General features: G+C 57.2%; 22 protein-coding genes. 15 read left to right on the forward strand and 7 right to left on the reverse strand.

The window, feature by feature from the left end:
* Positions 1-269 precede the first annotated feature (269 nt).
* The 5 genes from ydcS to patD are packed head-to-tail and all read left to right on the forward strand — an operon-like array spanning position 270 to position 5,622.
* Complete coding sequence (ydcS, locus tag ABLV30_RS20145) at positions 270-1,415, forward strand: putative ABC transporter substrate-binding protein YdcS (RefSeq protein WP_116280055.1); 1,146 nt, start codon at positions 270-272, stop codon at positions 1,413-1,415.
* A gap of 19 nt (positions 1,416-1,434) precedes the next feature.
* Positions 1,435-2,445, forward strand: a complete 1,011-nt coding sequence (locus ABLV30_RS20150) for an ABC transporter ATP-binding protein (protein ID WP_049084272.1) — start codon at positions 1,435-1,437, stop codon at positions 2,443-2,445.
* Between the two features lies 1 nt (position 2,446).
* Positions 2,447-3,376 (forward strand): ABC transporter permease, encoded by a 930-nt coding sequence (locus tag ABLV30_RS20155; RefSeq protein ID WP_042945096.1) that lies wholly within the window; start codon positions 2,447-2,449, stop codon positions 3,374-3,376.
* Positions 3,366-4,172, forward strand: coding sequence for an ABC transporter permease (locus ABLV30_RS20160; RefSeq protein ID WP_014229233.1), 807 nt, complete (start codon positions 3,366-3,368; stop codon positions 4,170-4,172). The genes ABLV30_RS20155 and ABLV30_RS20160 overlap by 11 nt, the downstream gene beginning before the upstream one ends.
* A 22-nt stretch (positions 4,173-4,194) precedes the next feature.
* On the forward strand, positions 4,195-5,622 hold the full coding sequence (patD, locus tag ABLV30_RS20165) for an aminobutyraldehyde dehydrogenase (protein WP_154919014.1): 1,428 nt from the start codon (positions 4,195-4,197) through the stop codon (positions 5,620-5,622).
* Between the two features lie 356 nt (positions 5,623-5,978).
* Here the strand turns inward: patD and ABLV30_RS20170 are convergent, their stop codons facing one another.
* Complete coding sequence (locus ABLV30_RS20170; protein WP_004138919.1) at positions 5,979-6,101, reverse strand: small membrane protein; 123 nt, start codon at positions 6,099-6,101, stop codon at positions 5,979-5,981.
* Between the two features lie 559 nt (positions 6,102-6,660).
* Between ABLV30_RS20170 and ABLV30_RS20175 the strand changes: the two genes are divergently transcribed.
* Positions 6,661-6,945 carry a hypothetical protein gene (locus tag ABLV30_RS20175; RefSeq protein ID WP_014229236.1) on the forward strand — a complete coding sequence of 95 codons (285 nt, stop codon included), beginning with the start codon at positions 6,661-6,663 and terminating at the stop codon, positions 6,943-6,945.
* A 52-nt stretch (positions 6,946-6,997) separates the two neighbouring features.
* Here the strand turns inward: ABLV30_RS20175 and yncL are convergent, their stop codons facing one another.
* Positions 6,998-7,090, reverse strand: a complete 93-nt coding sequence (yncL, locus tag ABLV30_RS20180; RefSeq protein WP_004101822.1) for a stress response membrane protein YncL — start codon at positions 7,088-7,090, stop codon at positions 6,998-7,000.
* A gap of 197 nt (positions 7,091-7,287) precedes the next feature.
* Here yncL and ABLV30_RS20185 point away from each other — a divergent pair, with 197 nt between their 5' ends.
* From ABLV30_RS20185 to ABLV30_RS20195, 3 genes are all read left to right on the forward strand, one after another.
* A complete protein-coding gene (locus ABLV30_RS20185) occupies positions 7,288-7,461 on the forward strand; it encodes a GhoT/OrtT family toxin (protein WP_004850604.1) in 174 nt (57 codons plus the stop codon).
* A 71-nt stretch (positions 7,462-7,532) separates the two neighbouring features.
* The gene (locus ABLV30_RS20190; RefSeq protein WP_025107890.1) at positions 7,533-8,303 is read left to right on the forward strand and encodes an alpha/beta hydrolase; all 771 of its coding nucleotides are present in this window, start codon (positions 7,533-7,535) and stop codon (positions 8,301-8,303) included.
* An 80-nt stretch (positions 8,304-8,383) separates the two neighbouring features.
* A complete protein-coding gene (locus ABLV30_RS20195; RefSeq protein ID WP_049079814.1) occupies positions 8,384-9,640 on the forward strand; it encodes a putative acyl-CoA thioester hydrolase in 1,257 nt (418 codons plus the stop codon).
* Between the two features lie 3 nt (positions 9,641-9,643).
* On the opposite strand, the gene ABLV30_RS20200 is transcribed toward ABLV30_RS20195, so the two are convergent.
* Positions 9,644-11,077, reverse strand: a complete 1,434-nt coding sequence (locus ABLV30_RS20200; protein WP_032749211.1) for an aldehyde dehydrogenase — start codon at positions 11,075-11,077, stop codon at positions 9,644-9,646.
* Positions 11,078-11,346: 269 nt separating this feature from the next.
* On the opposite strand from ABLV30_RS20200, the gene ABLV30_RS20205 reads away from it, so the two are divergent.
* The gene (locus ABLV30_RS20205; RefSeq protein WP_048263602.1) at positions 11,347-12,945 is read left to right on the forward strand and encodes an ABC transporter substrate-binding protein; all 1,599 of its coding nucleotides are present in this window, start codon (positions 11,347-11,349) and stop codon (positions 12,943-12,945) included.
* 17 nt (positions 12,946-12,962) lie between these two features.
* Complete coding sequence (locus tag ABLV30_RS20210) at positions 12,963-13,196, forward strand: DUF2526 family protein (RefSeq protein ID WP_014229241.1); 234 nt, start codon at positions 12,963-12,965, stop codon at positions 13,194-13,196.
* A gap of 8 nt (positions 13,197-13,204) precedes the next feature.
* Here the strand turns inward: ABLV30_RS20210 and ABLV30_RS20215 are convergent, their stop codons facing one another.
* Positions 13,205-13,654 (reverse strand): DMT family transporter, encoded by a 450-nt coding sequence (locus tag ABLV30_RS20215; RefSeq protein ID WP_025107886.1) that lies wholly within the window; start codon positions 13,652-13,654, stop codon positions 13,205-13,207.
* Positions 13,651-14,169, reverse strand: coding sequence for a GNAT family N-acetyltransferase (locus ABLV30_RS20220; protein ID WP_265799815.1), 519 nt, complete (start codon positions 14,167-14,169; stop codon positions 13,651-13,653). The genes ABLV30_RS20215 and ABLV30_RS20220 overlap by 4 nt, the downstream gene beginning before the upstream one ends.
* Positions 14,170-14,680: 511 nt before the next feature.
* Between ABLV30_RS20220 and ABLV30_RS20225 the strand changes: the two genes are divergently transcribed.
* The 3 genes from ABLV30_RS20225 to ABLV30_RS20235 all read left to right on the forward strand — a co-directional run bounded on the left by ABLV30_RS20225 (position 14,681) and on the right by ABLV30_RS20235 (position 17,817).
* Positions 14,681-15,976 carry a porin gene (locus ABLV30_RS20225; RefSeq protein WP_025107884.1) on the forward strand — a complete coding sequence of 432 codons (1,296 nt, stop codon included), beginning with the start codon at positions 14,681-14,683 and terminating at the stop codon, positions 15,974-15,976.
* 162 nt (positions 15,977-16,138) lie between these two features.
* The gene (locus ABLV30_RS20230; protein WP_025107883.1) at positions 16,139-16,714 is read left to right on the forward strand and encodes an XRE family transcriptional regulator; all 576 of its coding nucleotides are present in this window, start codon (positions 16,139-16,141) and stop codon (positions 16,712-16,714) included.
* A 65-nt stretch (positions 16,715-16,779) separates the two neighbouring features.
* The gene (locus ABLV30_RS20235; RefSeq protein WP_025107882.1) at positions 16,780-17,817 is read left to right on the forward strand and encodes an NADP-dependent oxidoreductase; all 1,038 of its coding nucleotides are present in this window, start codon (positions 16,780-16,782) and stop codon (positions 17,815-17,817) included.
* 42 nt (positions 17,818-17,859) lie between these two features.
* On the opposite strand, the gene rihA is transcribed toward ABLV30_RS20235, so the two are convergent.
* Entirely contained in the window at positions 17,860-18,795 is a 936-nt protein-coding gene (gene rihA, locus ABLV30_RS20240) for a pyrimidine-specific ribonucleoside hydrolase RihA (protein WP_025107881.1), read from the reverse strand.
* Between the two features lie 293 nt (positions 18,796-19,088).
* On the opposite strand from rihA, the gene ABLV30_RS20245 reads away from it, so the two are divergent.
* Complete coding sequence (locus ABLV30_RS20245; protein ID WP_025107880.1) at positions 19,089-19,388, forward strand: DUF406 domain-containing protein; 300 nt, start codon at positions 19,089-19,091, stop codon at positions 19,386-19,388.
* Positions 19,389-19,461: 73 nt separating this feature from the next.
* Here the strand turns inward: ABLV30_RS20245 and pqqU are convergent, their stop codons facing one another.
* Positions 19,462-21,573 carry a TonB-dependent receptor PqqU gene (gene pqqU, locus ABLV30_RS20250; protein ID WP_348865649.1) on the reverse strand — a complete coding sequence of 704 codons (2,112 nt, stop codon included), beginning with the start codon at positions 21,571-21,573 and terminating at the stop codon, positions 19,462-19,464.
* Positions 21,574-21,588 lie beyond the last annotated feature (15 nt).

Raw genomic sequence — 21,588 nt, forward strand, 5'->3', positions numbered from 1 at the left:
AATATGCCGCTGACGCAGGCTGAATATCATGCCCGTTATTATTGTTTCGCGGTAAACCATATGAAATTTGCATAGTCATATTAACTCGCTAACCGCTTGTCTATAATCCGCAAAGTCAGCCCGTGTCGCACGTTTTGTGCGTAATGCGCCCCTTGTCACAACCTGAATAAATTTCCCCGGGAGGCCATAGCGCGCCGTCTACTGTTATTAAGGGAGATATTTTTACGGCATGGCTGCCGCTCATTTTCTTGTGACAGGAGTAAGACCCGATGAGCAAAAAAATTGCCCGTGGCAGCCTTTGCGTGCTGGGTATGGTTTGCCTGACGGCGCAGGCCGCCGAGCCGCCGACATCTCTCGATAAAGGCGAAGGCCGTCTCGATATTATCGCCTGGCCGGGATATATCGAACGGGGACAGACCGATAAAAGCTACGACTGGGTAACTCAGTTTGAAAAAGAATCCGGCTGTCAGGTCAACGTCAAAACCGCCGCCACGTCCGACGAGATGGTCAGCCTGATGGCGAAAGGCGGTTATGACCTGGTCACCGCGTCCGGCGACGCCTCGCTGCGCCTGATTATGGGCAAGCGCGTGCAGCCGATTGACACCGCGCTGATCGCTAACTGGAAATCCCTCGACCCGCGCGTGGAAAATGGCGCGTGGTTCAACGTCAACGGTAAGGTTTACGGCACTCCCTACCAGTGGGGGCCGAACCTGCTAATGTACAACACGAAAACCTTCCCGACGCCGCCGGACAGCTGGAGCGTGGTGTTCGTCAAACAAAACCTGCCGGATGGTAAAACCAACCTGGGCCGCGTGCAGGCCTATGACGGGCCGATTTATATTGCCGATGCCGCGCTGTTCGTCAAAGCCACCCAGCCGCAGCTGGGTATCAGTGACCCCTATCAGCTTACCGAAGCGCAATATCAGGCGGTACTCAAGGTGCTGCGCGATCAGCACGCCCTGATTCATCGCTACTGGCACGATACCACCGTACAGATGAGCGATTTTAAAAACGAAGGCGTCGTGGCCTCCAGCGCCTGGCCCTATCAGGCCAACGGTCTGAAGGCGGAAGGCCAGCCGATTGCGACCGTTTTCCCGAAAGAGGGCGTCACCGGCTGGGCGGATACCACCATGCTGCATAGCGACGCGAAACACCCGGTCTGCGCCTATAAATGGATGAACTGGTCGCTGACGCCGAAAGTGCAGGGGGATGTCGCGGCCTGGTTTGGTTCGCTACCGGTGGTACCCGAGGGGTGCAAAGCCAGCGCGCTGCTGGGGGGCAAAGGCTGCGAGACCAATGGTTACAACGAATTTGCCAAAATCGCGTTCTGGAAAACGCCGGTAGCGGAAGGCGGGAAATTTGTTCCCTATAGCCGCTGGACCCAGGATTACATTGCGATTATGGGCGGTCGTTAAGTCGCCGGAGGCGAAGAACATGCACGCGGTAGAGTTCGATAATGTTTCGCGGCTGTACGGCGACGTGCGGGCGGTGGACGGCGTCAGCATCGCCATTCGCGATGGCGAATTTTTCTCCATGCTGGGGCCCTCCGGCTCCGGCAAAACCACCTGCCTGCGCCTGATTGCCGGGTTTGAACAGCTTTCGGGCGGCGCCATTCGCATTTTTGGTAAAGCGACCAGCGAACTGCCGCCGTGGCAGCGCGACGTGAATACGGTGTTCCAGGATTACGCGCTGTTTCCTCATATGTCGGTCCTCGATAACGTCGCCTACGGGCTGATGGTCAAAGGCGTCGGTAAGAAAGCGCGGCATGCCCGCGCGCTGGAGGCGCTGGAGAAGGTCGCGCTCGCGTTTGTCCACGCGCGCAGGCCATCGCAGCTTTCCGGCGGCCAGCGCCAGCGGGTGGCGATCGCCCGCGCGCTGGTGAATCAGCCGCGCGTCCTGCTGCTGGATGAGCCGCTCGGGGCGCTGGATTTAAAACTGCGTGAACAGATGCAGCTGGAGCTAAAGAAACTGCAGCAGGCGCTGGGCATTACCTTTATTTTTGTGACCCACGATCAGGGCGAAGCCCTGTCGATGTCCGATCGCGTGGCGGTGTTTAATAATGGGCGAATCGAACAGGTTGATGCGCCCCAGGACCTCTATTTGCGGCCTAAAACGGCGTTTGTGGCCGGCTTTGTCGGCACCGCCAACGTATTCAGCAGCGAGCAGGCGCACAAGCTGTGCGCGATGGCGGGAACGTGGTCGCTGCGCCCGGAACATATCCGGCTGAACGTTGCCGGGGAGATCCAGACGGAGGGCGTTGTGCAGGCGGTGCAGTATCAGGGGGCCGCGACCCGCGTCGAACTCAAGCTGGCGAATGGCGAGAAGCTGTTGGTGAGCCAGGCGAATAGTGATGGTCATGCCGCGCTAAACGCGCCGCCGGTAGGGCAAACGGTGCTGGCTTCGTGGTCGCGAGCGGCGATGGTGCCGCTGGAGAGCGGAGGCTGATATGACGATGGCGATTCCGTCCGCCACCACCGGGCGCGTATCCGCGCTGTTCTGGCGTAAACCCTCGCTGGCCCTGTTTTTGCTTCTGCTTGGCCCGCTCATGTGGTTTGGCATTGTCTATCTGGGATCGTTGCTGACTCTGCTATGGCAAAGCTTTTACACCTTCGACGATTTCACCATGTCGGTCACTCACGACCTGACGCTGGCCAATCTGCAGGCGCTGTTTAACCCGGCGAACTACGACATCATTATCCGTACCCTGACGATGGCGCTGTCGGTGACCGTCGCCAGCGCGATTCTGGCCTTGCCTATGGCCTGGTACATGGCCCGCTATACCCGGGGCAAGATGAAGGCGTTTTTCTACATCGCCGTGATGCTGCCGATGTGGGCAAGCTATATCGTCAAAGCCTATGCATGGACGCTGCTGTTGGCGAAAGATGGCGTTGCGCAGTGGTTCCTGCGCCATCTTGGCCTGGAAAGCGTACTGAGCATGGTGCTGACGATCCCGGCGGTCGGCGGCAATACGTTATCGACGTCCGGACTGGGGCGCTTCCTGGTGTTCGTCTATATCTGGCTGCCGTTTATGATCCTGCCGGTGCAGGCCGCGCTGGAACGCCTGCCGCCATCATTGCTTCAGGCCTCTGCCGATCTGGGCGCTCGTCCGCGCCAGACCTTCCGCTACGTGGTGCTGCCGCTGGCGATTCCCGGCATTGCCGCAGGTTCGATTTTTACCTTCTCCCTGACGCTCGGCGATTTTATCGTACCGCAGCTGGTGGGGCCGCCGGGGTTCTTTATCGGCAATATGGTCTATTCCCAGCAGGGGGCGATTGGCAATATGCCCATGGCGGCGGCGTTTACCCTGGTGCCTATCGTGCTGATTGCCCTTTATCTGGCGTTTGTGAAACGTCTGGGAGCGTTTGATGCACTCTGAACGCGCACCGCTGCTCCTGAAAGTGGCAACCTGGGGAGGGGTGATCTTTCTCCATTTCCCGCTGCTGATTATCGCGCTCTATGCGTTTAATACCGAAGACGCCGCCTTCAGCTTTCCGCCACAGGGGTTGACGCTGCGCTGGTTTAGCGAGGCGGCGGGGCGCGGGGATATTATCGATTCCGTGACGTTGTCACTTAAAATTGCCGCGCTCTCCACCGCTATCGCTCTGCTACTTGGCACGCTGGCTGCAGGTGCGCTATGGCGCAGCACGTTTTTTGGCAAGAACGCCGTCTCGCTACTGCTGCTGTTGCCGATAGCACTGCCCGGCATCATCACCGGACTGGCGCTGCTCACTGCCTTCAAGGCCGTCAATCTGGAACCCGGGTTACTGACGATCGTCGTGGGGCATGCGACGTTCTGCGTCGTTGTGGTGTTTAACAACGTCATTGCCCGCTTTCGCCGGACCTCCTGGAGCCTGGTAGAGGCGTCGATGGACTTAGGCGCCACGGGCTGGCAAACCTTTCGCTATGTGGTGTTGCCCAATTTGGGCTCGGCGCTGCTGGCGGGAGGTATGCTGGCGTTTGCCCTGTCGTTTGATGAAATTATCGTCACCACGTTCACCGCCGGGCACGAGCGCACGCTGCCGCTCTGGCTGCTCAATCAGCTCGGACGCCCGCGCGATGTCCCGGTGACCAACGTGGTTGCGCTGCTGGTGATGCTGGTGACGATGATGCCGATTCTGGGGGCCTGGTGGCTCACCCGTGACGGCGACGTCAGCGCTGAAAACGGAAAGTAAAATATCGATACAGGATAATGCTATGCAAAATAACCTTTTAATTAACGGTAAGTTAGTGGCTGGAGAAGGCGAGACCGTGCCGGTGTTTAATCCCGCCACCGGTGATGAGATCCTGTCGATTGCTGAGGCCACGGCGGCGCAGGTAGACGCTGCGGTTGAGGCTGCGGATCGGGCCTTTGTTAGCTGGAGTCAGACCACGCCGAAGTTCCGCGCCGAATGTCTGTTGTCGCTGGCGGACGTGATTACTGAACATGCGCAGGCGCTGGCTGAGCTTGAATCGCTCAACTGCGGTAAGCCGCTGCACTGCGTGGTCAACGATGAGCTACCGGCGGTCGCCGATGTCTTCCGCTTCTTTGCCGGCGCGGCCCGCTGTCTGCCGGGCATGGCGGCGGGTGAGTATCTCGAAGGCCACACCTCCATGATTCGCCGCGACCCGGTTGGCGTGGTGGCCTCCATCGCGCCCTGGAACTACCCGCTGATGATGGCGGCATGGAAGCTGGCCCCGGCGCTGGCGGCAGGCAACTGCGTGGTGATCAAACCCTCGGAGATCACCCCTTTAACGGCACTCAAACTGGGTGAGCTGGCAAAAGACGTTTTCCCCGCCGGGGTGCTTAACGTGCTGTTTGGCCGCGGCGCCACGGTCGGCGATCCGCTGACCGCTCACGCGAAGGTCCGCATGGTGTCGTTGACCGGTTCGATCGCCACCGGCGCGCATATCATCGGCCATACCGCATCGTCGATTAAACGTACGCATATGGAACTGGGCGGGAAAGCGCCGGTTATCGTCTTTGATGACGCGGATATCGACGCGGTGGTGGAGGGCGTACGGACCTTTGGTTTCTATAACGCCGGCCAGGACTGTACCGCCGCCTGCCGGATTTACGCCCAGGCCGGAATTTATGACCAGCTGGTGGAAAAACTCGGCGCCGCGGTCGCCAGCCTGAAGATGGGCCCGCCGGAAGACGAAACGACCGAGCTGGGGCCGCTGAGCTCGCAGGCGCATCTGGACAGAGTCTGCGCCGCCGTCGATGCCGCCCGCGCGCTACCGCATATTCAGGTGGTCACCGGCGGCAGCAAAGGGCCAGGCAACGGTTACTACTATCAGCCGACGCTGCTGGCGGGAGCGAAGCAGGAAGATGCGATTGTCCAGCGCGAGGTCTTCGGCCCGGTGGTCAGTATTACCTCATTTCATGACGAAGATCAGGCGCTGAGCTGGGCCAACGATTCGCAGTATGGTCTGGCTTCGTCGGTCTGGACCAGGGACGTCGGCAGGGCGCATCGCCTGAGCGCGCGTCTGCAGTATGGCTGCACCTGGGTTAACACCCATTTCATGCTGGTGAGCGAAATGCCGCACGGCGGGCAGAAGCTTTCGGGCTACGGCAAGGATATGTCGATGTACGGTCTGGAGGATTACACCACGATCCGGCACGTCATGATTAAGCACGGATAGGACGCGTTCGTGATAATCGCGAAGCGGACAGATTACCCTGCTAATAGTTAGTCATAGCAAAAAAAGCTAAAACGGAAGCGCTGGTTTATGAGAATATTCTCATGCCCCTTCAAGAGCTAAGCCATGATGAGTGCCGGAGATAAGCGCCGGATGGGGCTGGTACCCCCCAGGGTGCAGGATGCACCCTTAACGGGACACTGCAACGATTGATAATGATTCGTAAGCCCCTGCATGATATGCAGGGGCTTTTTGTTGTACGGTCGCTGCGGGTTTGTTACTGCGAGTGTGCCTGATATCGTAGAGTCATCAATTTATTACGTATCAGGTCATCTGGTTTTTCGAAAATGATTATCAGACTAACGTTTTGTTTTTTTGCTCGGTAAACTCGCCTGGCGACGTTCGCGAACATAGGAAAAAAGATTATAAATTGCAGCAATGAGTAAAATAAGCGCCACAATGAGAACGGCGATTCCTGACATGTACCACCTCAAAAATAAATGAGTAAAAAACAAGCTTCGCATAACTTGTGATTATGAATGTATGATTTTGTGCTAAATAACGCAAATGATATTTCTTATCATTTAAAACCTGGCGGGGATGTCTGGCTGTTTGCTTTCGTTGTAATCTACTGATATATATATTATTTCTAATTATGGATTCATTCTACTGCAATCATGGCTGCCCTGGAACCTGCTAATAATGATGATCGCATACCGGCATCGCGTCCAGGCGAGTATAAAGAACAGTAAACAATTCCCCACCGGTATGAAAAGCGCCTTTGTTTTTCACTGTACCGTTAAGCGTAGGTGGTCGTGCCGGGATGATATTAAGGTCCGGCATTAACCCTATTAATAATCATGTTATTGAACGCGGCAGATGAAATTATTATGCCTGCGATCGGCAATATAAATCCGGTGATATTTATTCGCGCGCGATAATCTTTAGATTCTGCGTAATTGTAATATTTATGTTAAATATTACACATATCCAGGACGTGGATAAGAGAAAGGACGCAGGTTTGACTTTCTATAGCCGCTCATGCGAACATTCGGCGCAATTTGTTGCTTCGAAGTTGATATTGTTTTGAAAAAAATAGCGTGTTTCCTTTTTGTGGCCTGCGCCACGGCGATGCTTTACGGGAATTTTCCGGCCAAACAGATTATGGGCTGTGAAGAGCAGGGCGTCGCGGAACCGGTCTGCATGGCGGCCGCATGGGATAGTGAAAAAGTCGATCTTTTGCCGGCCTGGAATCCCGACGTCCAGAAGCTGATTACCGCGCAAAAGACCCTGTCTGCTGCGGAGCCGGGGTCTTTCAAATCGTAAAAAAGCAGCCTTCACGGGCTGCTTTTTTAGGTTTCATTGCTGAGTAAAATCGCTAAAACCAACCAAAACGAACGGATAACAGGCCGATAAGCGCAAGTGCCGCGCCGACATTTATCAGAAGGACGGTTTTGCTGGAAACATCCATAACGCCACCTTTATAAATAAGCCTCTACATTTATAGTACGAGCTCAAAGTTTGCGCTATCGGACAAAGACGAATCGGGCGTTTTTCTGAAATTAACCCTGTTACCTGTTTTAAAATACCATAATCTCTGACGCACTCTGGGGGTGCGAAAAGGCATCGCGGTCGGCGAAAATGCCAGTCAGGGAAGGAAGAAGAAAAATGACGTTATACCAGAAAATGCTGATTTTTTACGGAGTTATGGGCTTCATCTGCGCGGTAATCAGCTGGTTCTTAACGAAAGAGAGCCGCTGGATCCGCCTGCTGGCGGCGCTGTTGATTGGTGCGACATGGCCGTTCAGTTTTCCCATGGCGCTGCTGGTCTCCCTGTTTTGAAGGAAAAATCGATGGCTCACTCTTGGTTATGACTGTATAAAAAAACAGTCATCACTCACGGAGCCTTTTCGATGCTTAGTTTTTACTCTTCACAGGCTGGCGCTATAGTGCGCTGGCTCGACCTGCCCGGTCGCGGCGACCCTGTTGTTTTTATCCACGGCCTGGGCTGCGCCTCGACCTATGACTATCCGCGCGTTGCCGCCGACCCGGCGCTGGCCGGGCGGCGAATGATTCTTGTCGATTTACCCGGTTTCGGCTACAGCGATAAACCCGAGTCCTTCGGCTACCGTATTGGCGATCAGGCCGGGGTGGTGGTTGAGCTGCTGGACCGCTTAGGGCTTGAGCGCTGCTATCTTTATGGCCACAGCATGGGGGGCAGCGTCGCGATTGAAGCGGCCGAGCGGCTCGCCGGACGGGTGCGGGCGCTGCTGGTGGCCGAGCCTAATCTCTATCCCGGGGGCGGCATGTACAGCAGACGTATCGCCGAACAAACTGAAGAACGCTTTATTGCTCGCGGCTACGCCGACATGCTGTCCGCCGACGCTTCGCCTTGGGCCGGCTGTCTGCAAAACAGCGCCCCCTGGGCGGTATGGCGCGGCGCGACCAGCCTGGTGAAGGGCGTTAATCCCTCCTGGTTTAGCCGCTTTATCCACTTATCCTGTCCTAAGGCTCTGATATACGGTGAAGATTCGCTACCGGCCCGGGAAGCGACGGATAGCGAAGCCGCCGGGATCCCGCTGCTGGTGATACCCCAGGCCGGGCACTCAATGGCGTGGGAAAACCCATCGGCGCTGGCCCGTACGCTGGCCGATTTTTACTCCACCATAGAGGCAGAAGCCTGATTCGTGATCGTCGCATATAAAAAGAAACTATATTTCATTTATTTTGATATATGGTTTCTTTTATTCATGGCGAGCGTGAAATGCGAAAAATCACTATCCTGGGTATCTCGGCTTTACTCTTTACACCGCTGCTTCTGCAAGGGTGCGCGACGCAAACTCCGCGCGGGACGACCTCCCGTCCGCAGCTTACGGCGGCAGAAGCGGCAACCTTCACCATTGAGCGCTATTTTGCGCAAGGCGGCGCGTTAAGTGCCCCCGATGGCCCCTGGTCGCCATCGCCAGTTCACCTCCCGCAAACCGAGAGCGCGTGGCGCGTGGCGCCGTCGGGAGCGCCGTTCACCCGCATTCAGCAGGCGGTTAACGCGGCAATAGACCAGCATGGGGCGCAGGAGGCGCGCATCTATATCCGCATCGAACCGGGCATCTATCGGGAGACGGTCTATATCCCTGAAGGCGCGCCGCCGATAACCCTCTACGGCGCCGGAGATAGTCCTGAAGAGGTGAGAATTGAGCTGGCAATAGACTCGCAGTTCTCGGTAGCGCGCTATCGCCAGCGGGTAAATAGCCAACAGCAATACCGCGAAGGCGATCCGGCATGGTATCAGTATGCGCTGTGCGCCGGGCGAACCAGCAAGACGATAGGCACCAACTGCGCGGCGGTGGTCTGGTCGCAAAGTGCGGATTTTCAGCTGCTGAATCTCAGCGTAGCCAATAGCCTGCTGGATACCGTCGACGGTGGGACGCATCAGGGCGTGGCGCTGCGGACGGACGGCGATCGCGTGCAGCTGGAGAACGTCCGCCTGCTCGGACGTCAGGACACGCTCTACGTAAATACCAGCAATCGGCGCAATGAGGCGGTAACCGACCGTATCAGCCGGGTATACGTGAAAGACAGCTACGTCGAAGGGGATGTGGACTACGTCTTTGGCCGGGCGAACGCCGTTTTTGATAACGTCCATTTTCACACCGTCTCAACGCGTCGCTCGCCCGAGGCATACGTGCTTGCGCCAAATACGTTGCCGGATAATCCATACGGCTTCCTGGTGAAGAATAGCCGCTTTACCGGCGACGGCGGCTATCAGGGCAGCTTCAAAGCGAAGCTGGGTCGCGCCTGGGATCAGGGGGCGGGGAAGACCGGTTATTTAGCGGGTAAAACCGCTAACGGACAGGTGCTTATTGCCAACAGTACTATCGATCAAAGCTACGATCGGCTTTCCCCCTGGGGCGCTGCGGCCACCACCGCCCGGCCGTTCCGCGGCAACACTTCCGCAGAACGGCAGCTTGATGATGTTGCCTTCAATCGCCTGTGGGAATTCAATAACCGCTGGCAGCCCTGAGGCTTAAAACGGGAGCTCGCGCGGGACCGTTTGCAGCGTTATCCAGCGTAGCTCGGTAAACTCGGCAATTCCCGCGCGTCCGCCAAAGCGGCCGTAGCCTGACGATTTGCAGCCGCCAAACGGCATTTGCGCCTCGTCATGTACGGTGGGGCCGTTGATGTGGCAAATGCCGGTTTGCAGATTTTGCGCCAGGTTCCACGCCCTGGCGCTGTCCCGGCTGTATATCGCCGACGAGAGGCCATATTCGCTTTCATTGGCGACGGCCAGCGCTTCGGCTTCGTCCTTAACGCGAATAATCGATTTCACCGGACCGAACGACTCTTCATGCCAGATGCGCATTTCCCGGGTGACGCCATCAAGCAGGGTGGCGCGCATTTGCGTCGAATCGGATAGGCCGCCGGCCAGCAGGCGCGCCCCCTTCGCCAGCGCGTCCTCTATCAAGGCATTGCAGCGGGTGACGGTCTTCATGTCCACCACCGGGCCGAGCAGGCTGGCGGGCAGGGCGGCGGCGCGTCTGGCCAGCTGCGCCACAAACGCTTCCGCGACGGTCGCGTCAACGATGATGCGCTCGGTGGACATGCAGATTTGTCCGGCGTTGGCGAATGCGCCAAAAATTGCGCCTGCGGCGGCCTGTTCGAGATCGGCGTCATCCAGCACCAGCAGCGGCGCTTTGCCGCCGAGTTCCAGCACCGCGGGTTTCAGATGTTCGCCGCAGGTGCGGGCGATTATCCGTCCCACCGGCGTGGAGCCGGTGAAATTGATGCGGCGTACGGCGGGGTGGGCAATCAGTAACTCCACCAGCGCAGGCGCGTCGGCGGGGGCGCAGGTCAGATAATTGACCACGCCCGCGGGAAAGCCTGCCGCCGCCAGGGCATCGATAATCAGCCCCTGGGTCGCCGGTGAAAGCTCCGCGCCTTTGAGGATAACCGTATTTCCGCAGGCCAGCGGCGTGGCGATAGCGCGGGTCGCGAGGATTAATGGCGCGTTCCACGGCGCCATGCCAAGCACCACGCCTGCGCCCTGGCGGATGCCCAACGCCAGGTTTCCCGGCACGTTGGAAGGGATCACCTGGCCCTCAATTTGTGTGGTCAGGGCGGCGGCTTCGCGCAGGATATCAGCGGCCAGATGAACGTTAAAACCGGCCCAGTGTGCGGTGGCTCCCGTTTCCGCCGCCATCGCGGCGATAAATTTCGCCTCACGGCGCAGCATCTCTTCCGCGGCCTCCAGCAGGAGACGTCGGCGCTCGGCGGGTACCGTATCGCGCCACTGCGGGAACGCCGCGCCGGCGGCAGCGGCGCAGCGGCGGGCGTCCGCCAGGCTGGCGGCGCTGGCAACGGAGGCGCGTTCGTGCGTGAGCGGATTATCGCGGGTAAAGGTGGCTTGACCTTCAGCATCATGCCACTGGCCGTTGGTGTACAGATTGCAGGTTATTGTCATTATTGGCTTCTCCTGGCGTTACGATTTGCCGAGTGTATCGGGTTGCGCCGCCGCGCGGTGGCGGTCGGGCGGTTATCGCCCGCTTTTTTCGTAACTTTGCGCAGGGTTCACATTTATGAAGAAGTTCGATGACGCCAATTGAGAGGATGTTGAATTTATCGTCGAAAACGCGGTTTTTAGCATAACCTGATAGCAATTGATTATTTGCCGGTTGAATTCTCCTGTGCTGTTATTAAAGGACTTATAACAAATTCATAAGGCTTATAACCATGTCTACAGGGAAAACGTTTCTTGCGCTGGCGTTGAGCGCGCTACTGCCGGCGGCAGGCGCCTGGGCGGCGGGCAACGATACGCTGGTCTATTGTTCCGAAGCTTCGCCGGAATCTTTCAACCCGCAGATTGCCAGCTCGGGCCCATCTTTCGTCGCCAGTTCCCAGGTGCTTTATAACCGCCTGATAAACTTTGACCCGGTCAAAAATACGCCGATTCCCTCGCTGGCCACCGAATGGCGCGTCTCCCCGGACGGTAAAACCTGGACTTTCACCCTGCGTAAGGGCGTGCAGTTCAACAGCAACAAATACTTCAAGCCGACCCGTGATTTCAACGCCGATGACGTGCTGTTCTCGGTGCTGCGGCAGAAAGATGCCAGCCATCCGTACCATAATGTTTCCCAGGGACATTACGAATACTTCCACGACGTTGGGCTGGATAAGCTGATCAAAGACGTCAAAAAAATCGATGATTATCACGTGCAGTTTGTGCTGAACGAGCCGAACGCGGCGTTCCTCGCCGACTGGGGAATGGATTTTGCGTCGATTCTGTCTGCCGAATATGCCGATGCGATGCTGAAAAAAGGCACCCCGGAGTATGTCGATACCTGGCCTATTGGTACCGGACCCTACGCGCTGCAGCAATATAAAGCGGATTCGCTGATCCGCTATGTCGCCAACCCGCACTACTGGGACGGTGACGTGCCGACCAAACACCTGATTTTCTCGATCACACCGAACGTTGAGACGCGGCTTGCGAAGCTGCAAACCAATGAATGCCAGATTATCCCCGCGCCGTCGCCGGTACAGTTCCCGGTGATTAAGGGCAATAAAGATCTGGCGCTGCATGCGGTTGAGGCGCTCAACGTTGGCTATCTGGCCTTTAATACCGAGAAAAAGCCGTTTGATAACGTACTGGTGCGCCAGGCGCTGAACTACGCTACCGACAAGCAGGCAATCGTGAAAGCGGTCTTCCTGGACTCCGGCAGCGTCGCGAAATCGCCGATCCCCGCCAATATGCTGGGCTATAAGAAAGATCTGCCTGATTACGACTACGATCCGCAAAAAGCGAAAGATCTCCTTAAGCAGGCCGGGCTGGAAAAAGGGGCCGAGGTCACCCTGTGGTCGATGCCGGTGCAGCGCCCGTATAACCCCAATTCCCGGCGTATTGCCGAGATGATTCAAAATGACTGGAGCAAGGTTGGGATCAAAGCCAAAATCGTTACTTATGAATGGGGTGAATACCTCGCCGGCATGCGCAAAGGCGAGCACGACAGCGCGCTGTTTGGCTGGATGTCTGATAATGGCGATCCGGATAACTTCGCCGGCACCCTGTTAAGCTGCGATAACATTAAAACCGGCTCTAACGTTGCCCGCTGGTGCGATAAATCCTACGATGCGCTGGTGAAAAAGGCTATCCTGGTCAGCGACCCGCAGGCGCGCGCCGGACTCTACGCTCAGGCGCAGGAGATTTTTCAGCAGCAGGCCCCCTGGATCACCCTGGCGACCGGTAACACCTTCTACGCGACGCGCAGCAACGTGAGCGGCTACAGCGTGAGCCTGATGGGCAGCGATTTTTCCAAAGTTAAACTCAATTAAGCCGGAAGGAGAGAAGCATGTCGCATCTGGATGAGGTCGTCGCGCGCGTGGACGCCGCGATTGCCGAAAGCGTTATTAGCCATATGAATGAACTGCTGATCGCGCTGAGCGATGACGCGGGGCTGGGGCGGGAAGAGCGCTACGTTCAGCAGCAGCGTTTGCGTAACGCCATCGCCCACCACGGCCGCCAGCAGCACGAGGAGCAGGAAGCTCGCCGGGAGCAGCTGACCCGCGGCGGCGAGATTCACTAGTTACGCCGCTAGAACTGGCGCCTGGCCACCAGCCAGGCGCCGATAACCAGCATCACCGCCCCGCATAGCGGGCCAACCAGCGCGCGTAGCGGGACGTGGTGCGCGCGAATCAGATCTATCACTAAGCCCCCAACCAGCTGGCTGGCAATCAATACCGCAATCGTGGTTGCCGCCCCGACGTTCTGATAGCCGCTGATGCTGGCAAAGACAAAGAACGAGCCCAGCAGACCGGGAATGAGCGTCCACCACTTTACGCTGACCGCCAGCTCCTGAAACCCCGCCGCGCCGTGCTTAAGCAGCAGTATTGTCACAAAAATCACGATGCCGACCAGCGAGTTAAGCAGCATGGCGATCAGGATGGTCGATGCGGACTGGGTAATGCGCACCATCAGCGTGTTTTGCAGCACCAGCCCGACGCCAGCGGCGATTAAACAGGCCAGGGTCAGCGTTTGATTCATGCGCTGCCGTCCGGATCGCGGCGATCGTCAAGCTGCAGCTGCATAAAGGTCAGATCCAGCCAGCGGCCAAATTTCGTGCCGACCTGCGGCATCTGCCCGGTGGTGATAAAGCCCAGCGTTTCATGCAGATGCAATGAAGCCTCGTTTTGCGCTTCAATGCCGGCGACCATGACGTGTTTATTCAGCCGTTTCGCCTCGGCGATAAGGGCGACGAGCAGGCTGCGGCCCAGTCCTTTCACCTGATGATCGGGGTGGACATAGACGGAATGTTCGACGGTGTGGCGAAAGCCGTCAAAGGCGCGCCAGTCGCCGAAGGAGGAGTAACCGGTAATCACCCCGTTTTCTTCGCTCACCAGCACGGGATAACCGGCTATCTGCCGGGCTTCGAACCAGGCAATACGGTTGTCGGTATCGACGGTTTTGTCGTTCCAGATGGCGGCGGTATGGACGACCGCGTGGTTGTAGATTTCAGCGATTGCCGCGCAATCGTCTTTGCTGGCATGGCGGATGCTCATGGTAACCCTCAGGCTTGTACACTATAGTAGTACGATATTATTACAATAATGTACACAAGGCTGTCATCTGTTTTAGCCATAAATTTTTCCTCTGGCCGGCCGGGTCCGTTGTGTGCGATGACTGCGCGACCCTGGCTTGCCTGCGCAGAAACATCATTCATATTTATATTTCATGATTGGAGGATTTATTAAATGTATTACTGTTAATCTGCCGTCATATTTTACATTTTTATTTACCGGATTTGGATTTTCCTGACATGCAGAAAAGAAATTACTTTTATCATAACTCCTTGATTATATTGGTGATGATGTAAGTCATTGTGATGGCAGTCCGCTTTTTATTTTCACCCAATAGAACTAGTCTAACCCCTGAAGATATATTTCGGTTAAGCAGAGTGCATGTCGAGAAGTTATTCAATGTGGCTCTGTTGGATTTTATATAACGATATTCTGTTTACACTATTATGCGTATTTATACGCAGGGAATGATTTTGCTAACAAGGGTGAAGCAATGGCGCGTACACAAAATATGAAGAAATTAATGCCGTCAATATTGGCAATGGCCATGGGGGCTATATTGGGCAATTCCGCTATGGCGGCTGAAACCACCGCGCTACAGGCGGCACCGGCTTATACCGCGACGCAGACTAAAGGGGAGACGCTGTGGAGCAATGACGATACGGCAATTGGTATTTTAGGATCCGTACGTTTAATGGCCAAAACGGACTCTAATCATACTCAGGAACATAATATACAGAATAATGACTCGCGGCTGGGGGTTGCCGTGCGGCATAATTTTGACCTGAACGGCCTGAGTAATTATGCCGTCGGTTATTATGAGACCGGCGTTCATGGTTTAGATTCCGCCACCGATGACCAGGGCAATGATGTTTATACCCGGCAGGCTTATGCCGGTATTGGCAATGACCGCTATGGCGTGGTGACCTTCGGCAAACAGTATGCTCCCACGGACTGGGGGCTGGGTATTGATACGACTTATGCCTGGGGCGGTAAAGCGAAACATGATACCGCCGGAATGTCGACGGATATTATTAATTCCGCGGCAATCTATTATTACAATGATAAAAATATGACGATTGGCGTCATGGGGCAAGGCAATGACAACGTCGACAGCATCGGCTTTGCGGCCTACGGCGATGGGCCGAATCTGCATGACGCTTACCGCGATGGTTCAGCCACCGTTCACGGCGGCGCCGCGGTTGCCGCGCAGTACCGTTGGGATAACGGCTTCTCCGTCTCCAGCGCGGTGGCGTATAACAATTACACGGTAAATAGCGGGTCAGTCAGCGGCTGCCAGAATTTTGGCCCGAATGGCCACTGTTTTAATTACACCGATAATAACGGCGATGCCTATGACGGCAATACTTATAGCATGGGCATGAACGCGAAATATACGACAAGCGTTGGCGATCATGCCTGGTATAACGGCGCGGAAGTGACTTATTACCTCAATAAAGTGAATGATGTTACAGCGGCGACCAGCGGCCATTACGAACATAATAACCAGCAGGGGGATGACCAGGAAACGGTTCTCGGTCTGGAATATGACTCGCAATTTAAAATCACCCCGGCCTGGAGCGTGTACGTTGATTTTAACTGGTCGCAGGGCGGCGATGCGATGGAGGGACAGCACTTCCAGTCGACGGTATTGGGTACCGATTACTGGCTGGGGAAAAACGCGGTGACTTATCTTGAATACGGCTACGAAAAAGCCTGGGGCAACGATAATGAAGCGTGGAATATTGACGACAATCTCGGCGCAGTGGGGCTGCGCGTCTTTATCTGACGGGCATTTTCTTTTCATTTATGGTCTTGAGGATGCTTTAGTTAACGGATTGCATCCTTTTCTGCCTTGCCCGGCGGTGTATTACGCCGGGCCTTTTCACAATAATCGCCGCTATCGGCGTCTGGTTGTAGAAACAGTAGGGCTACACTATAGTGTCACGTTATGAATACTATAGAAGACAACCTCAACCAGCGCATCAGCGCACGCATCCGAATCGAGCGGGAATCCCGCGGCTGGTCGCTCAGCGAACTCGCCGAGCGGGCTGGGGCGTCGCGGGCGATGATCCACAAGATCGAGCGCGGCGAAAGCAGCCCGACGGCGTCGATGCTTGGACGACTTTCCGGCGCCTTCGGCATTAGCATGTCGACGCTGATCGCCAGGGCGGAGATGCAGGAAGGCAAGCTGCTGCGTTTTGCTCATCAGCCGGTGTGGCACGATCCGCAGAGCCACTATCTTCGGCGTCACGTTTCCCCGCGTAGCGACCTGCCTATCGATCTGGTGCAGGTGGAACTTCCGGCTGGCAGCGACGTTCCTATGCCCGCGTCATCCTATGCGCTGGCCCGGCAGCTCATCTGGCTACAGCAGGGCGAACTGGTCTTTCTCGAAGGCAACGCGCGCCACGAAATGCAGGCGGGGGATTGCCTGGAGCTCGGGCCGCCGAACGACTGCCGCTTTATTAATGAAACCACGCAGCCCTGCATCTATCTGGTGGTCCGGCTCAATCAATCTGCCTCATAATGTCAATGCGCGTAGCCGGGAAAGCAGCTAGCCTCAATACAGACTTGTCAAAAGAGGAGTTTGTTATGGCTTTCAATCCGCAACGCCACCGCCGCTGGCTGCTGGCATCCCGTCCGCACGGCGAGCCGACCGGGGAAAACTTCCGCCTGGAAGAGGGTGAGGTCGCTTCACCCGGGCCGGGACAGCTACTGCTGCGCACCGTCTTTCTGTCTTTAGATCCCTATATGCGCGGGCGGATGAGCGACGCGCCTTCCTATTCGCCGCCGGTCGCCGTTGGCGCGGTGATGGTGGGCGGCACCGTGAGCCGCGTCGTGACATCAAACCATGATGATTATCAGCCCGGCGACTGGGTGCTGGGCTACGGCGGCTGGCAGGATTATGAACTCTCCGACGGCAGCGGGCTGGTGAAGTTAGGCGAGAGCCCGGAACACCCTTCCTGGGCGTTGGGGATCCTCGGCATGCCGGGCTTTACGGCCTATATGGGGCTGCTGGATATTGGTCAGCCGAAAGCGGGCGAAACGCTGGTGGTCGCCGCCGCCACCGGGCCGGTTGGCGCAACGGTCGGACAGATTGCGAAGCTGAAAGGCTGCCGTACGGTGGGCATCGCGGGCGGCAGCGAGAAGTGCCGCTATGCGGTAGAAACCCTCGGCTTCGACGCCTGCATCGATCACCGCGCGCCCGATTTCGCCGTCAAACTGCTTGAAGCCTGCCCGCAGGGGATCGATATCTACTATGAGAACGTCGGTGGGAAAGTGTTTGATGAAGTACTGCCGCTGCTGAACACCTCGGCCCGCGTGCCGGTTTGCGGCCTGGTCAGCGGCTACAATGCCACCGCGCTGCCCGACGGCCCGGATCGTTTACCGCTGCTGATGGCGACAATCCTCAAAAAACGCATCCGTATGCAGGGCTTTATTATCGGCCAGGATTACGGGCACCGGATTGCCGAGTTCCAGCAGGAGATGGGGCGCTGGGTGCAGGCAGGGAAAATCAAATACCGCGAGCAGGTGGTTGACGGCCTGGAGAACGCGCCGCAGGCGCTCATCGGTCTGCTGAAGGGCGAGAACTTCGGTAAAGTGGTGGTTCGCGTCTCTCCTGACGAGTAGCTTTTTCCCGGCAGGCATCGCGCCTGCCGGTTTTATGATGATTTACGCGTAAAACGCCAGCCGCTCCGCCAGCAGGTCAACAAACGCCTGGCGATCGACATCGAGCATCACCGTTGCGTTCGGCTTCCTGCCGGTCAGATTGTAGAAATCGACCACGGTCATTCCCTGTGTATATTTCCCCTGCGTTTCCACGCCGACCCAGCGTTCAACGGTGGTAAACATCTCCGGCTTCAGCAGCCAGGCAATGGTGCACGGGTCGTGCAGCGGCGCGCCGACAAAGCCCCATTTCTCATCCTTATGGTACTCAAGGAAGAAGTCGAGCAGTTCGGCGACGATGGTGGATATCGGGTTGCCAATGCGGCGGAAGCGCTCAATATCCTCAACGTGAATTTGCGCTTTATGGGTGACGTCTAACCCGGCCATCACCACCGGAATGCCGGACTGGAAAACGATCTCCGCCGCTTCCGGGTCGACGTAGATATTAAACTCGACCGCCGGCTGCCAGTTACCCAGCACCATCGCACCGCCCATTATCACGATGCGGGCAATTTTGGCATGCAGTTCAGGGTGGCTGTTGAGCAGCAGGGCGACGTTGGTTTGCGGGCCGGTTGCGACGATGGTGACCGGCTCGGCGCTGTCGCGCAGGGTTTTGGCCATCAGCTCGACGGCGGTGCACGTCTGGGCGGCAAAGCCCGGTTCCGGCAGCGCCGGACCGTCAAGACCGCTCTCGCCATGCACGTTATCGGCGATAATCAGCTCCCGCATCAACGGCTTGAGCGCGCCGCCGGCTACCGGAATATCCGGGCGCTTAAGCAGGGTGAGCATCCGCAGGACGTTGCGCAGGGTTTTGTCCGGGGTCTGATTTCCCGCGGAAGAGGTGACGGCTTTAACATTGAGTTCGGGTGAGGCGAGGGCAAGAACGAGGGCAATCGCGTCATCATGACCCGGATCGCAATCGATAATCACTGGCAGTGCCATAGCAGCTCCTTGTTGGCGTTATTTTGTGACAAGGGTAACGCCGTAAAGCGGTATAGACGAGGCTTAGCGCAGGATAGTGTGATGACGTGCACGATTGAGCGCCGATATCGCGCGACGCCCTGCCAATCTATCTGCCTGATCCTTGCGCAATCAGGGGGTAGCCATGCGGTGGCGCAAAAAGTCGCTTCTCGCGGAGGCCTATAATGATAAAACGACTCAACCATACAAATATTCATGGTTTGCTTTCCGCCAACGGATTCTTATTCTAAAGAAAACTTCAAGAGGTAACCGCAATGAAAGATGTTGTAGATAAATGCAGTACCAAAGGCTGCGCCATTGACGTGGGCTCGATTATTGATAATGAGGACTGCGTCTGGCGGGTAGAAAAAAACTTCGCCAGCCGCGAAGAGGCCGAGTCCACCATCGCGGCCGTCCGCGAACGCGCCCTGGCCGCCGCGCCCGCCAGCGAGCCGCCGCAGGTCGACTATACCATCGTGGCCGCCGGCGATGAGGCAAAGCTTGAGGCTTCGATTGCCTTCTCCTGCCAGGCGGAAAAGATCATTTTCGAATTGTCGTTAAGAAACGTGATTTAACGCCATCGAGCATCCACGGCTAACCCTCAACAGGATCCTGCGAGCGATCCCGTTGAGGTCCCGCAATTAAGCGTTACTCAAACCGCCATGCCAGATTTAGACCGATACCGTAATTACGGCCCGGCGCCGGTTCGTAGTAGCGGCCGTTGGATTCGTTAACGATAACCGAGCCCGCGTAGCTGCGGTCGAACAGGTTATCGACGCGGCCAAACAGATCCATATCCATTTTGCCGTAGCTCCATTTATAGCCGGTCGTCAGGCCGACCACCGTCCAGGATGGGGCTTTGGCGGTATTCTCATCGTTAGCCATAATATCGCTCATATAGCGAATATCGCTGCCCGCGTACCAGCCTTTTTCGGGCTGGTAGCCAAAGGAGGCATAGCCCATGTTGCGGGCGATCCCCGGAATGCGATTGCCTTTACAGCTGGCATCATCACAGACGTTGGTACGATAGGTCGCATCCAGCCAGGTCCAGGCCGCTTTTAAACGCCAGCTCTCGCCGAACTGCTGATCCAGCCCCAGCTCCATCCCCTGGCGACGGGTTTTCCCGGCGTTTTTGTAGCTGGTACGCCCGCCGCTGCTGGCGTCGACGACAATCTCATTGTCGGTGTCGGTCTGGAACAGCGCGGCGGTCAACAGGCCGTTGCCGATACGCGCCTTGCTGCCAATTTCAACGGTTTCGTTGGTGGACGGCTGCAGGCCAAAGTTCAGCCCGCCCTGGTCGCCGGAGCGATAGGAAAGCTCATTGATGGTCGGCGTTTCGAAACCGCGGCCGGCGGAGACGTAGACGTTCCACGCGTCGGTTACCGCATATTTCAGCTGTCCTGCCGGCAGCCATTTATGATAGCTGGCCTCGCCGCTGTCATCGCCGTTGCCCGGCGTAATGTAATAATCGTTGGAATCGAACCATACCGAGCTGTAGCGCACGCCCGCGTCCAGAGAGAGTTTCTCGGTGAGCTGCCACTGGGTTTGCAGATAGGGATCGACGTTCCACATCAGGTTACGCTCGTTGCGGCGCAGGTCTCCCTTTTCACCGTACTGCGGCGCGCCGTCGCTCATAACAAAGTTTTCGTAACCTTTGCGGCGCTCGCTCATGGTTTCGTAATCAAGACCGGTGGTAAAGGTGACCGGCACCAGCAGCTCGCCGCGGTGGGTCCAGCGGGTATCAATTCCCTGGTAGTGACGCGTCAGGTCGATAACGCCGCCAGCATGGGTGGGTTTGAGCTGCGGAGCGCGAGGAATCGATTGATACTGGGTGGTTTCACGTTCCCCGGCGTACATCATCACGCTCAGATCGTCCTGCTCGCTCAGCTGTCGCTCGTAGCGTAAACCGGCCTGGGTCTGTTTGATGGTTTTGCGGGTATTGTACTCATCGCCTCTTGGCGACTGGCGCGGATTATTTTGCCATTCGTCGTAGCTCAGGCCGCCCGCGTCATTAGCTTTAATATCCACGCTGTTAAACAGCAGGGTCAGCTTACTGACGTCATTGATGCGCACGCCGAGCTTCGCGTTGGCAAGATTCTTACGCGCGCCGCTATGGTCGCGGGAGCCGTGGGTGGTGAAGCGGTTGGTGGAAACCACGTAGTCGACGTCGCCCGCGTGGCTGCCGTCGCCCACCGCGCCGGTCGCTTTCATACCGTAATGCCAGGTGCCAAAGCTGCCGTAGTAGCTGCTGGCTTCGATAGTGGGCGGCTGGCTTCCGGTCTGGCTGGTGGCGTTGATCACCCCGCCGGAGGAGTTACCGTACAGGGCGGAAAAAGGCCCGCGCAGCACCTCGAGCGAATCGAGGCTGCCAATATCAATATTCGAGGTTTGCCCCTGGCCATCGGGCATGGTGGCCGGGATACCGTCGACGTAAATACGCAGCCCGCGCACGCCGTAGGTGGAGCGGGACCCGAAGCCGCGAATCGAAAGCTGCAGATCCTGCGCGTAGTTCTGGCGGTTTTGCACCTGCAGTCCCGGTACCGCGCCCAGCGACTCGGAGAGGTTTACCCGCGGCGCGGCCTGGCGCATCTCATCGCCGTTAACCACGCTAACGGCGGCGGGGGTATCGAGTTCAGAAACCGCCGACGGCGCGGCGGTAACCACCATGGTCTGTTCAGCGGCGAGAGCGGTGGGCCCTGCGGAGACCAGCGGCAAAAGCAGAGCGGGGAGCGCGGCGGCGCGCACGGAAAGGATTTTCATCAAAGTTACTCACAA

Source organism: Klebsiella sp. CN_Kp113, assembly GCF_040064585.1.
Taxonomy (GTDB): domain Bacteria; phylum Pseudomonadota; class Gammaproteobacteria; order Enterobacterales; family Enterobacteriaceae; genus Klebsiella; species Klebsiella michiganensis.